General features: G+C 63.0%; 12 protein-coding genes. 6 read left to right on the plus strand and 6 right to left on the minus strand.

Features of this window, described 5'->3' with window-relative positions:
* The first annotated feature begins 120 nt into the window (after window positions 1–120).
* Window positions 121–1119: a fumarylacetoacetate hydrolase family protein gene (locus tag HP556_RS17295; protein ID WP_175367863.1), complete on the plus strand. Its 999-nt coding sequence runs from the start codon at window positions 121–123 to the stop codon at window positions 1117–1119.
* A 147-nt stretch (window positions 1120–1266) separates the two neighbouring features.
* Window positions 1267–2043, plus strand: a complete 777-nt coding sequence (locus tag HP556_RS17300; RefSeq protein ID WP_175367864.1) for a cyclase family protein — start codon at window positions 1267–1269, stop codon at window positions 2041–2043.
* Window positions 2044–2214: 171 nt separating this feature from the next.
* Here the strand turns inward: HP556_RS17300 and HP556_RS17305 are convergent, their stop codons facing one another.
* From HP556_RS17305 to HP556_RS17330, 6 genes are all read right to left on the minus strand, one after another.
* On the minus strand, window positions 2215–2958 hold the full coding sequence (locus HP556_RS17305; RefSeq protein ID WP_175367865.1) for an ATP-binding cassette domain-containing protein: 744 nt from the start codon (window positions 2956–2958) through the stop codon (window positions 2215–2217).
* Window positions 2939–4738 carry a branched-chain amino acid ABC transporter ATP-binding protein/permease gene (locus HP556_RS17310; RefSeq protein WP_175367866.1) on the minus strand — a complete coding sequence of 600 codons (1800 nt, stop codon included), beginning with the start codon at window positions 4736–4738 and terminating at the stop codon, window positions 2939–2941. The genes HP556_RS17305 and HP556_RS17310 overlap by 20 nt, the downstream gene beginning before the upstream one ends.
* Window positions 4738–5595, minus strand: a complete 858-nt coding sequence (locus HP556_RS17315) for a branched-chain amino acid ABC transporter permease (RefSeq protein WP_175367867.1) — start codon at window positions 5593–5595, stop codon at window positions 4738–4740. The genes HP556_RS17310 and HP556_RS17315 overlap by 1 nt, the downstream gene beginning before the upstream one ends.
* Before the next feature lie 21 nt (window positions 5596–5616).
* Entirely contained in the window at window positions 5617–6816 is a 1200-nt protein-coding gene (locus HP556_RS17320) for an ABC transporter substrate-binding protein (protein ID WP_175367868.1), read from the minus strand.
* 135 nt (window positions 6817–6951) lie between these two features.
* Window positions 6952–7098, minus strand: a complete 147-nt coding sequence (locus HP556_RS17325) for a hypothetical protein (RefSeq protein ID WP_175367869.1) — start codon at window positions 7096–7098, stop codon at window positions 6952–6954.
* Window positions 7099–7155: 57 nt separating this feature from the next.
* Window positions 7156–7941, minus strand: coding sequence for an SDR family NAD(P)-dependent oxidoreductase (locus tag HP556_RS17330; protein ID WP_246297777.1), 786 nt, complete (start codon window positions 7939–7941; stop codon window positions 7156–7158).
* A 91-nt stretch (window positions 7942–8032) separates the two neighbouring features.
* On the opposite strand from HP556_RS17330, the gene HP556_RS17335 reads away from it, so the two are divergent.
* The 4 genes from HP556_RS17335 (at window position 8033) to HP556_RS17350 (ending at window position 12209) form a co-directional block, all read left to right on the plus strand.
* Window positions 8033–8518 carry a MarR family winged helix-turn-helix transcriptional regulator gene (locus HP556_RS17335; RefSeq protein WP_420878674.1) on the plus strand — a complete coding sequence of 162 codons (486 nt, stop codon included), beginning with the start codon at window positions 8033–8035 and terminating at the stop codon, window positions 8516–8518.
* Window positions 8519–8614: 96 nt separating this feature from the next.
* Complete coding sequence (araD, locus tag HP556_RS17340; protein ID WP_175367871.1) at window positions 8615–10354, plus strand: L-arabinonate dehydratase; 1740 nt, start codon at window positions 8615–8617, stop codon at window positions 10352–10354.
* 12 nt (window positions 10355–10366) lie between these two features.
* Window positions 10367–11086 (plus strand): ribonuclease activity regulator RraA, encoded by a 720-nt coding sequence (locus HP556_RS17345; protein ID WP_089265949.1) that lies wholly within the window; start codon window positions 10367–10369, stop codon window positions 11084–11086.
* A 112-nt stretch (window positions 11087–11198) separates the two neighbouring features.
* On the plus strand, window positions 11199–12209 hold the full coding sequence (locus HP556_RS17350) for a L,D-transpeptidase family protein (protein WP_175367872.1): 1011 nt from the start codon (window positions 11199–11201) through the stop codon (window positions 12207–12209).
* Window positions 12210–12795 lie beyond the last annotated feature (586 nt).

Consider the following 12795-nt stretch of genomic DNA (forward strand, 5'->3'; position numbering starts at 1 on the left):
GTCGTCTCCCTCACCGAGCATTTTTCGATCCTGAAGCAATCTTTTCGATCGCCTCTTGTTTATCGATATTTTTTTTGATCATATATTTTATCGAAGAACAAAAGCAAGTGGGAGACGCCAGTGAAGCTCGCGACATTTCGTGCCGGCGGCCAGCAGGATGGCCAAGCCAGGGTCGGTATCGTTCACGCCAATGACGGCAGGCTGTTCGATCTCGCCAGCGCCGCGGCCCGCGGCGGCGGCAATCCGGTCTTCGACTCGATGCTGGCGTTGATCGATGCAGGTGAAGGCGCGCTCGATGCGGCGCGAGCCTTGTTTGAGAAGCACGGCAGCGACGCGTCGCTCTCGGTCGCCGTCGCGGGCACGGACATTCTTGCACCATTGCCCGAGCCGCGGCAGATGCGCGACGGCATGTCGTTTCCGCTGCATATCCGGCAGTCGCCGCGTGGCCAGTTGAAACTGGCCGCCCGTGCGAAGGGTGACATGGAAGAACTGGCACGGCTCGAAGCCGAGCCACTCGGCGAATTGCCCGAAGTGTATCGCCGCCAGCCGATCTACTACATCACCAACCGCTTCAGCGTACGCGGTACGAATACGACGGTGAAGTGGCCGCGCTACAGCAAGGTGATGGACTACGAACTCGAATTCGGCATCGTCACCAAGAACAAGGGCGCCAATATTTCCGCGGCCAAGGCGAAGGATCACATCTTCGGCTACACCATCTTCAACGATTTCTCGGCACGCGATGCGCAGCGGCTGGAGATGGAAGGCCGCCTCGGCCCGGCCAAGGGCAAGAGTTTCGATGGCGGCAATGTGCTGGGCCCGTGGATCGTCACCCCCGACGAAATCGGCGATCCCTACAAGCTCAAGATGGAATGCCGCGTCAACGGCAAGGTGCGCTCGTCATCGACCAGCGAGGGCATGCTGTTCTCCTTCGAGGAGATCATCGCCCATGTGACGCAGGACGAGACGCTAATGCCCGGCGAATTCATCGGCTCCGGCACCGTCGGCAACGGCTGCGGTCTCGAACTCGGCTGGTATCTCGAACACAATGACGACATCGAACTCGAGGTCGAAAAGATTGGGATATTGAAGAACAAGGTGGTGCGGCAGGATATGTAACGCACCTGCCTCTCCACGTCATTGCGAGGAGCGAAGCGACGCGGCAATCCAGAAGCAACAAGCGCAGACTGGATTGCTTCGTCGCAAGGGCTCCTCGCAATGACGACCGATAGGATCAAACAAAAAACGAAAATCGAGGAAACCAGCATGTCCCGTCGCCTCATCGACATCTCCGTTCCCCTGCAGAACGACGTTCCCGCGGATCCACCGGGTAATCATCCCACCATCAATTATGTCGATCATCAGCAGGGCCTGCCGCGGATGCTGCAATTTTTCGACGGGCTGAAGGCCGAGGATCTGCCGGACGGGCAGGGCTGGGCGGTGGAGCTGGTGCAGCTCTCGACCCATAACGGCACGCATCTCGATGCGCCCTATCATTTCCATCCCACCATGAATCGCGGCGAGCGGTCATGGACCATTGACGAAGTGCCGCTGGACTGGTGTTTGCAGCCCGGCGTGAAGCTCGACTTCCGGCATTTTCCGGACGGCTATGTCGCGACGGCCAAGGACGTCGAGGACGAGCTCAAGCGCATCGGCCATACGTTGAGCCCGCTGGAGATCGTCGTCGTCAATACGTCTGCCGGCGTCAAATACGGCCAGCAGGACTATGTCATCTCCGGCTGCGGCATGGGCTATGAGGCCACCATGTATCTGCTGGAGCGCGGTGTGCGCCTCACCGGCATCGATGGCTGGAGCTGGGACGCGCCCTTCGTCTACACCGCGAAGAAATATGCCGAGACGAAAGATGCCAGCCTGATCTGGGAAGGCCACAAGGCCGGCCGGCATATCGGTTATTGCCATCTCGAGAAGCTGCACAATCTCGAACAACTGCCGTCCACCGGCTTCATGGTGTCGTGCTTCCCGGTGAAAATCGAGAAGGCATCGGCGGGGTGGACAAGGGCGGTAGCGATTATCGATAGTTGAACATCGCGAGCGCAAGCGCAGCCTCACACTGTCATTCCGGGGCGCTTGCTCTTCGCGAGCGAACCCGGAATCTCGAAGTGTTCATCACTCTACTACTTCGAGATTCCGGGTTCGCGTGCGCGAAGATGCGCTCGCGCCCCCGGAATGACGAGTGTGTGGAGCAGCGCTGTCCTACACCGCCGCCGCTTCCTCATGCCCGAAATAGGCCCGCTCCAGCCGCTGCGGCAGGTTGGCTTCCGACGTCGCGGCTTCCAGCACGATGCGCCCCTGCGACAGCGCGTAGACGCGGTTGGCAGCGCCGAGCGCTTTCTCGACAAGTTGCTCCACCAGCAGTACGGCGGTGCCTTGTTTCTGCAATTGCGCGATCACCGTCAGCACGCGATCGACCAGCACTGGCGACAGACCGGCAGAAGGTTCATCCAGCATCAGCAGCCGCGGGCGCCGCACGAGACCTTGGGCCACAACCAGCATCTGCTGCTGCCCGCCCGAGAGCGAAGCTCCGCGCTCGTGGCGCTTCTCCGCGATTTCCGGAAAGAACGACAGCGCCTCATCGACGCGCGCGTTGCGCTCGCCGCGCGGCAGGTCGTAGGCCGCGAGCAGCAGATTTTCGGTGACGGTCTGCTGCGTGAACACGCGGTGGCCCTCGATCACATGCACGAGGCCGGCACGCGCGGCTTCGCGCGGCGTGCCGTTGCTGATATCGCGGGTATCGAAGCGAACGCTCGCCGCATTGACCGGCAGCAGGCCGGAGATCGCGCGCAGCAGCGTCGACTTGCCGGCGCCGTTAGGGCCAAGCAGTGTGACCACCTCGCCGGCGGAGATATGCAGGTCGATGCCATGAAGCACGCGGATCTTGCCATAGCCGGATTCCAGCGCGGTGACCCTGAGCAGCGGTTCAGCCTCCGAGGTAAGCACTGACGACCTCCTTGTGAACGCGGATTTCGGCGGGGGTGCCGGCGGCGAGAATCTTGCCGAGGTTCAGCACCGTGACCTGATCGCAGATGTCGAAGATCAGGTCGGCGTGATGTTCCACCAAGAGTACGCCGGTGCCGCGGCGGCTGATCGCCTTGATCAGCGCGCCGAGCCTTGTGATCTCGTCGCTGGAAAGACCGGCGGCAGGTTCGTCCAGCAGCAGGAAGTCCGGCTGCAGCATCAAGGCGCGGGCGATCTCGATGAAGCGCAACTCGCTGTGCTGCAGGCGATCGGCGCGGACATCGGCCAGCGCCTCCAGCCCGACGACGCCGAGCATGGCGCGCGCCTGTGCGGCGAGCTTGCGTTCGTCGCGGTGGTGCCGCGGCAGCGACAGTAGCGCCTCGGCAAATGTCGCCTCGCCCTCGATGGTGCCGCCGACCATCACATTCTCGAGCACCGAGGCCTCGCCGATCACCCGCGGCGTCTGGAAGGTGCGGGCGATGCCTTTGCCGGCGCGCAGTTCCGGCATGCCGGGCGGCAGCGCGTCGTCGCCGAGCGTGATGGTGCCGCCCTTGGCGGCGTAGTAGCCGGAGATCACGTTCAGCGTGGTGGTCTTGCCGGATCCGTTGGGCCCGATCAGGCCGTGGATCTGGCCGGGCTTCACATCGAGATCGAGGCCATCGATGGCCCGCACATTGCCGAAAGTCAGGACGACATCACGCAACGTAAGAGTCTTGGTGGTAGCCGTCTTGCGCAGGACGTCCGACAGCCCGGCGATGCGCGGCACGATGGCGCGGTTGCTGGCAAGCGGCCGGCGGTTCTTGAAATCCAAGAGCGCGGCGATGCCGCCGGGCATGACCAGCACGATCAGCAGCAGCAGCACCGCATAGAGAAAGGTCGACCACGCAGCCAGAGGCGCGGCGATTTCCGGCAGGATGGTGAGGATGATCGTGCCGAGCATAGGGCCCAAGATCGAGCCGCGGCCGCCGATCAGAATGGCGATGAAGAACAAGACCGAGAGATCGAAGGTGAAGGCATCCGGGGTGATATAGGTCTGCAGGCTGGCGAACAGCCCGCCGGCAAAGGCCGCCATCGCACCGGCGAGCAGGAAGATCGACACCAGCAGCTTCGGCTTGGAAATGCCGGTGGCTTCCGCCGCCACATCCGCATCGCGGATTGCGATCAGCGCGCGGCCAAACCGGCTATAGGCGATATTGGCGCTGAGCCAGGTCGCGACCGCCGCGAAGCCGATGCACAGATAATAGAATCCCCACGGCGTGTTGAACGGCGCGGAGAATTCCGGGCCGACGATGCCGATGCCGCCGCCGGTGACGCTCTGCCAGGCCAGTGCGATCTGCGTCACGATGGTGGCGAAGCCGAGCGTGGTCATGGCGAAATAGAAGGTGCGCAGCCGCATCGCCGGCAGGCCGACAATGACGCCGAACACGGCTCCGACGCAGCTTGCGATCATCAGCGCGCCATAGATTGGGACGGGCGGCAACACGTTGCCGGCCGCGAGCACGCTGGTGGTGTAGGCGCCCAGCGTCAGCAGCGCCACATAGCCGATGGCGAGATGGCCGGCGAAGCCGACCACCAGATTGAGCCCGGCCACCAGCACCCAGTAGATCGCCGCGCGGGTGCCGATCAGCGCCCAGTAATCGTTGCTGACGAAGGGCAGGATCATCGCCAGCGCGAACACGCCGAGGAACGGCAGCAGCGCCGGCAGCACGGAATGTTTCGTCGTCGTCTCGCGCGATGTCGGAATATCGGTGATCGCCGTCATCACACCCTCCGCGCCGTTGCGGAGCCGAACAGCCCTTGCGGCGCTGCCAGCAATACGATGATGAAGATCGCGAACACCGCGACCGACGAGAAGATGCCGCCGACCAGGAAGTTCGCGGCTTGCTGGAACAGGCCGAGCGCGAGCCCGCCGATCAGCGCGCCGCGATTGTTGCCGAGGCCGCCGAGCGCAACGGGCACGAAGCCGTAGAAATTCAACAGCGCGCCGTTGGCGAAGAAGGCCAGCATCAGCTCGCCGCCGGCAAAGCCAGCGACGCCGCCGATCACGCCGGCGAGGGCATAGCTCGCCACGCGCAGGTTACGCTCGGGCAGGCCGAGCGCACGCGCCGCAAAATTATCCTCCGCGATCGCCATGAAGGCATGGCCGACCAGCGTGCGGCGATAGAGATATTCGAGGCCCAAGATGGTGAGGCCGCAGGCCACCACCGGCAGCCAGAATTTTTCGTCCCACACGCCGGTGCCGAGACCGACGATGCGCGGGAAGGGCTGCGGCTCGGTGCCCCATTTGATCGCGGTGACCTGCTGGATCATCAGTGCCAGCGCCAGCGTCGACAGCACATAGAGATGCTGTTCGAGGCTTTTGAGCACCGGCCGCACCGCGACGAATTCGGTAATGACGCCGATGATCGCGCAGGCGATTAAAGTGAGGGCGAAGCCGACCAGGGTCGGCATCCCCATCTTGAGCATGAACAGCGAGCCGAACACCCCGCCGAGCATGGCCAGCTGTCCGGCGGTGAAGCTCATCACCCGCGAGGTCGAGAACATCGTGTTGTAGGTGATGCCGACGAGCGCATAGATTGCGCCCGCCGCGAGGCCTGAAGCTATGATCGAGCCGAGCATGTGTGTCGTCCTCGCGCCGGCTTACGAGTAGCCGGGGGCGAGGGCGAAGGTGCCGTTCTTGGCGGAACGCGCTTCCGACATGACGATCTCGTCGGTCGGATAGCCGTTATGCTGGGTGGGCGAGAACGAGTAATTGCCGAAATAGCCGGGATATTTGGTCAGCGAGTTCCAGTATTTGACGATGCCCTCGCTGTCGGTCGATCCGCTGGCTTCGACAGCCCTGGCGATCAGTTCGACGGCGTCGATACCGCCCGCGATCCACCACAGCAGTGTGTCGTTGAGCGGCACCTTGGCCTTGTTCAGGCGATCGACGAGATCCTGACTCTTCGGCGGCAGTTTGCCGGCTGAATCATAGCTGCAGCTCTTGTAGCCGATGGCGTAGACCTTCTCCCAGTTGGCCGGCTTCTCGATCAGGCTGGCGAGTTCGCCGGAGGCCAGCGACGGATGACCGACAAAGGCAACGTCCCAGTTCATCGATGCGCGGGTGTTGAACATGCGCGCTTCCATGCCGGTGGAAACGCTCCACACCACGATGACCTGCGCAGCGGCATTCTTGGCGCGCAGCATATCCGGCGTCATGTCGGGCTGCGTCGCGTCGATATTGGCGCTGTAGACGACGTCGGCGCCGTCTTTCTTGAAGGCCTCGACCGAGGCTTTCACCGCGGTGACGCCGTAGCCCGTGGTGTCGCCGATCACGGCGATCTTGCTGACTTTCAGCACCTTGAGGCAGTAGTTGCGGACGGCGTCGTCCCATTGGCCGTTGGACGGCGCGATGCGAAATGCGGCGGGGAATTTCGCGGGGTCGATCAGCGTATCGACGACGCAGGGATGCAGGTCCGGCATCTTGGCGCGCGCCATCAATGGCGTCGTGGCCAGCGCCTCGCCTGAATTCACCGGCCCCCAGATCGCATGGACCTTGGCCTGGCTGATCAGTTCCTGCGTGGCGTTGACGGCCTTGGTCGGATCGCCCTGCGTATCTCGGGTGATGATCTCGATCTTGCGGCCCTTGACGCCGCCGGCGGCATTGATGGCTTCCGTGGCAAATGTGACACCGCGGTTGAAGCCGACGGTCGGCGCCGAACTCGGTCCGGTCATGGCGGCGAGCCAGCCGATCTTGATCGGTTCGGACGATTGCGCAATGGCGGGACGTGCGAGTGGAAAACTTGCTGCGCCGAGTGCGCCGGCGCCGCCCAACAGAATTCCACGACGAGAAATGCTCATCTTGACTTCCTCCCTGTGTTTTCCCTTTGCGGTGCCTGTCATTGATGCAGGCATCCGTTTCGTCCGCCCGGTCGTTGCCGGATTATGTGTGTGGGTGATGTCGTTGGTCGGTCAGATACTCCGGATCGTCATGACTTATGCCGATGTTGCGCGGTGGCAGAGCGCGACGCGCAGATCCATCTCCATCGCCTCAGGCTGACCTGTCGCGGTGGCTTTGGCAATCGGCTTGTGATCTTTGACGATGGCAGGGACGTTGCCAAGGGCCTGGCCGTTGCAAGTCACACGGTGCTGCTCTGCAGTCCCGCTCGTCTGTTGCAACGCAATGATGCGTGACTGTCGTCAGGTCGCGCTGAAGCCGCCATCTGCTGATAGCACATGGCCGACGATGTAGCCGGCATCGTCGGACGCGAGCCACACCACGGCTTCGGCGACTTCATGCGGCTGGCCCATACGCCGGATCGGCAGGCCGGCTGCGACGGCCGACATGTCGGCGATCCCCGAGGCCAGCATCATGTCGGTGACGACGCGGCCCGGCGCCACCGCGTTGATGCGGATGCCGCGCGGCCCGCATTCCATCGCTGCCGAACGCATCAGTGAGATCACCGCCGCTTTCGATGCAGAATATAGCGCAAGGCCTGGATTGGGATTGCGGATGCCGCTCACCGACGCGTTGATGACGATGCGGCCGCCGCCATTCAGTTCCATGGCCTGGATCTGATGCTTCAGGCCAAGAAACACCGAGCGGACATTGGCATCGAACACGGTGTCATAGACCGCCTCTGTCTGCTGCTCGACCGGCGCGCGCCGTTCCTGATAGCCTGCATTGTTGAAGGCCACGTCGAGCCGCCCGAAACGGGATATCACGGCCTGCACCAGACTGGCGACCTCGGCCTCCTCGGTCACATCGGTGCGGACGAACAGTGTCTCGGCCCCAAACCGGCCGCAGTCTTCCGCAGCGGCCTGTCCCTCGGACTCGCGGCGGCCTGCGATCACCACTGCAGCTGCGCCTTCCTGCGCCATCAGCAACGCGGCCGCCCGCCCGATGCCGGTGCCGCCGCCGGTCACGAGGCAGATGCGTCCGGCCATGCGGTCGCGGGGGCGGAACAGGGCAGCGCTGGTTGTCATGATCATTCCTTGCACGGATCGTGCTAACACGGGCGTTATTCGTCGCCAGCAATATAGTTGTATCATGCAACTATCGTCAAGGAGCCTGCGATTGTCCGATATTGACGCCGATTTGATCGATCACATCCGCGCCGCGTCGCGTCTGATGGTGCGCGAACTCGGTTTCATGCAGGCAACGGTTGCAGCGACCGACTATCCGCCATCGGCGGTGCATACGCTGCTGGAGATCGGCGCGCGCGAGGCGATGACCGCAGTCGAATTATCCGCGTTTCTCGGCCTGGAGAAATCCAGCGTCAGCCGGATGATCCGCAAGCTGATCGACGCAGGCGAATTGAAGGAAGCCGCTAGTGCCGGCGACGGCCGCGTCAAGCGGCTGCTGCTCACGGCCAAGGGACGGCGTACCCGCGAGGCGATCGAGGCCTATGGGCAGCGGCAGGTCACCAATGCCTTGCAGCAATTGGCTCCGGCCCAGCGTCAGAAGGTGGCCGAAGGTCTCACTCTCTATGCCGAAGCACTGGAAGCGCATCGGCTGGCAGACGCACAGGTGTCGGACCGGACATTGGCCAGGCGGTCTTGAACCGCTACAGTCGAATCCGGCACACTCGACCGGCTTGACTGGTTCGCATCGTGCAAAAGTAAGTCGTGCCAAAGCAAAAGAAACAGGGATGGAATTATGCCGGGCCACAAGAAGACCCCCGATCAACTCCGCAGCGCACGCTGGTTCGCGCCGGACGACCTGCGTGCCTTCGGCCATCGCTCGCGCGCGATGCAGCAGGGCTATGCACCGGTTGAGTGGAAGGGGCGCCCTGTCATCGCCATCCTCAACACCTGGTCGGAAGCGCAGCCGTGCCACATGCATTTCAAGACCCGCGTCGATGACGTCAAACGCGGCATCCTGATGGCTGGCGGTTTCCCCATGGAGCTGCCGGCGCTGTCGCTGTCGGAGAGCTTCCTGAAGCCGACGACGATGCTCTATCGCAACATGCTGGCGATGGATGCCGAGGAATTGCTGCGCGGCCATCCCGTCGATGGCGTGGTGCTGATGGGCGGCTGCGACAAGACCACGCCGGGCCTTCTGCTCGGCGCCACCAGCGCGGGTTATCCCGCGATCTATCTGCCGGCCGGTCCGATGCTGCGCGGTAACTGGAAGGGCAAGACGCTCGGCTCCGGCTCGGACGCCTGGAAATACTGGGACGAGCGCCGCGCCGGCAAGATCTCCGACAAGGAATGGGTCGAGGTTGAGGGCGGCATCGCCCGCAGCTACGGCACCTGCATGACCATGGGCACGGCATCGACCATGACGGCGATTGCCGAGTCCATTGGCATGACGCTCCCCGGTGCCTCGTCGATCCCCGCTGCCGATGCAGGTCACATCCGCATGGCCAGCGAATGTGGCCGCCGCATCGTCGAGATGGTGTGGGAAGATCTGACTCCGCAAAAGATCCAGACGCGCAAGGCCTTCGAGAACGCCATCACTGTGGCGATGGCCATGGGCTGCTCGACCAATGCGATCATCCATCTGATCGCGCAGGCGCGCCGCGCCGGTCAGGATATCGGCCTCGACGATTTCGAGATCGCCAGCCGCAAGGTGCCCGTGATCGCCAATGTGCGCCCGTCCGGCGACAAATATCTGATGGAGGATTTCTTCTATGCCGGCGGCCTGCCGGGACTGATGAGCCGCATCAAGGACCATCTGCATCTCGACGTGATGACCGTCACCGGCAAGACGCTGGGTGAGAACATCGCCGGCGCCGAAGTCTATAACGACGACGTCATCCGAACCGTCAAAGATCCCATCTACGCCGAGGGCGCGCTCGCGGTGCTGAAGGGCAACCTCGCGCCCGATGGCTGCGTCATCAAACCGTCAGCCTGCGAGCCGCGCTTTCTCAAGCATACCGGTCCGGCACTGGTGTTCGACGACTATCCCAGCATGAAGAAGGCGATCGACGACGAGAGCCTCGATGTCACGGCCGATCATGTGCTGATCCTGCGCAATGCGGGTCCGCAGGGCGGGCCGGGCATGCCGGAATGGGGCATGCTGCCGATCCCGAAGAAGCTGGTGAAGCAGGGCGTCCGCGACATGGTGCGCCTCAGCGATGCGCGCATGAGCGGCACCAGCTATGGCGCCTGCATCCTGCATGTGGCGCCGGAATCTTTCATCGGCGGCCCGCTGGCGCTTGTCGAGAATGGCGACATGATCACACTCGACGTCGATGCGCGGACGATCAATCTCGACATCTCCGATGCGGAGATGGAGAAGCGTCGCGCGGCGTGGAAAGCCCCGGAGCGCAATTACGAACGCGGCTATGGCTGGATGTTCACCAAACATATCCAGCAGGCCAATGAAGGCTGCGACTTCGACTTCCTGCGTACCGACTTCGGCGCGCCGGTCAAAGAACCCGTGATTTATTGAGTGAGTGATCCCATGACCAAGCTCAGCGACGCGACCCGCGCCAAACTCAAGACCATCTCCACCGCCACGGTGGCCACCGCGCTCTACAAGCGCGGCTTCCGCAATCAGTGCATCCAGGATGTCCATCCGCTCGGACCGAACCAGCCGACACTGGTGGGCGAGGCCTTCACGCTGCGCTACATGCCGGCGCGCGAGGATCTCAACAAGCTCGATGTGTTCAGGGACCGCTCGCATCCCCAGCGCAAGGCGGTCGAGGATTGCCCGCCCGGCGCGGTGCTCGTGATGGACAGCCGCAAGGATGCGCGTGCGGCCTCCGCCGGCGCCATCCTGATCAACCGGCTGGCCCAGCGCGGCGTTGCCGGTGTCATCACCGATGGCGGCTTTCGTGATTCCGCCGAGATCGCCAAGCTCGGCTTCCCCGCCTATCACCATCGCCCGAGCGCACCGACCAATCTGACGCTACATCAGGCCATCGAGATCAACGGCCCGATCGGCTGCGGCGATGCGCCGGTGTTTCCCGGCGACGTGATCCTCGGCGACAGCGACGGCGTCATCGTCATCCCCGCGCATCTTGCCGACGAGATCGCCAACGAGGCCTTCGAGATGACCGCCTTCGAGGATTTCGTCACCGAACAGGTCCAGAAGGGCAAGGGCATCTTCGGGCTTTACCCCGCGACGGATGAGCAGACGCTGGTGGATTTCGCGGCGTGGCGGAAGGAGAAGGGGCGGTAGGGCGCGATCACGGCGTGCATCGCGTCAGGATGGAACCAGAGGCGGTTCTTGGCTTTGTCTTGGAGAGATGCGCCGGTGCGCATCATCCATCACTCAGCCGGAAAGAGACGCTATGCGCAGCCTCATCGTCGCGGTCGGACTGTCGCTGCTGGCGCAGGGCGCAGCCCTCGCCAAGGATTCCGACAAGCCGTCCAGGGCTTTCAATGCCGAGACGATCAACGCCGCCAATTTCACCGGCAAGCTGCCGCCCGACGAGAAGCTCAGCCCGCTGGCGGTGAAGCTACAGGTGCTGCTCGACCGCGCGCATTTCTCGCCGGGCGAGATCGACGGGATGTTCGGCGACAATGTGGAGAAGGCACTGCTGGCTTTTGCGGAAGCCAACAGCCTGCCGTCCGGCAAGGCGCTGACGCCGGAGATCTGGGCGAAGCTGCAGGCGGGATCATCGGACCCGGTCATGACCGATTACGTGCTGACCGAGAAAGACGTGAAGGGTCCATATCTCGATAAGCTCCCAGTCAAAATGGAGGAGATGAAGGCGCTGAAGAAACTTGACTACACCAGCGCTCGCGAAGCCCTCGGCGAACGCTTCCATATGAGCCAGGATCTGCTCGAGACGCTCAATCTCAAAGCGAAGTTCGACAAGGCCGGCGATACGATCACCATCGTCAAGCTGTCGGATCGCAAGCCCGACAAGGTCAGCCGCCTTGAGGTCGACAAGGTCCGCCAGACCGTGAAGGCCTTCGCCAAGGATGGCGCGTTGCTCGCCTTCTATCCTGCCAGCGTCGGCAGCGATGAGAAGCCGACGCCATCGGGTGCACTGAAAGTGACGTCGGTTCACGCCAACCCGGTCTATCGTTACGATCCGAAATACAAGTTCAAGGGCGTGGAATCGTCGAAGCCCTTCACCATCAATGGCGGCCCCAACAATCCCGTCGGTGCCATGTGGATCGGCCTGTCGGAGAAGAGTTATGGCATCCACGGCACGTCGGATCCGTCCCGCGTCAGCAAGAGCGATTCCCATGGCTGCGTGCGTCTCACCAACTGGGACGTGGAGCGCCTCGGTGCATCCGTGAAGAAGGGTGTGGAAGTCAGCTTCGTCGACGGCAAGCAGGCGGCGAAGTAGTGCGCGCGGTATTGCGCGTCCTCCTCGTCATTCGGGGGCGTGGGCGGCGCTAGCCGCGCGCGAACCCGGAATCCCGGAGTGTTTTGCGCTGAACATGCTGGGATTCCCCGCCACTCCAATTGGAGTGGCTGAGGTTCGCGATACGCCGCCTTCGGCGTCTCCTCGCGCCCTCAGGCAAACCAATTGGTTTGCCGGGGAATGACAGTGTGGGGCGGCAAGATAGCCTTCGAACATTTTTTCCTATCTTCCGTTGACACCATCCCCATCAGGTTTATATTCCCCATTGTCCTGCCCCACCGAGAGGGGCGATCGCGATCGTCACGTTCGCGGGGTGGGATGCGGTGGACGCCGGAGATGCGGCGTCACGCGGTTCACGGGTGACGTCTGTCTTCGGGCAGGACGGATCTGCGCCAGCACTGCCACTGGCAAGGACACGGCCGACCTTGAGATGGAAAGATCCCTGGACAGTGTGACGGACGACCAAATCGAAACGCGTTCGGCCTAGTCGCTTGAGGCTCCCTTCCCATCGCCTTGGGACTTTAATTCGCGATCGGAGCGTTCGTCGAGGCAAAGTGCAAGCAACCGA

It is taken from the genome of Tardiphaga robiniae (genome assembly GCF_013359755.1).
GTDB classification, from domain to species: Bacteria; Pseudomonadota; Alphaproteobacteria; order Rhizobiales; family Xanthobacteraceae; genus Tardiphaga; species Tardiphaga robiniae.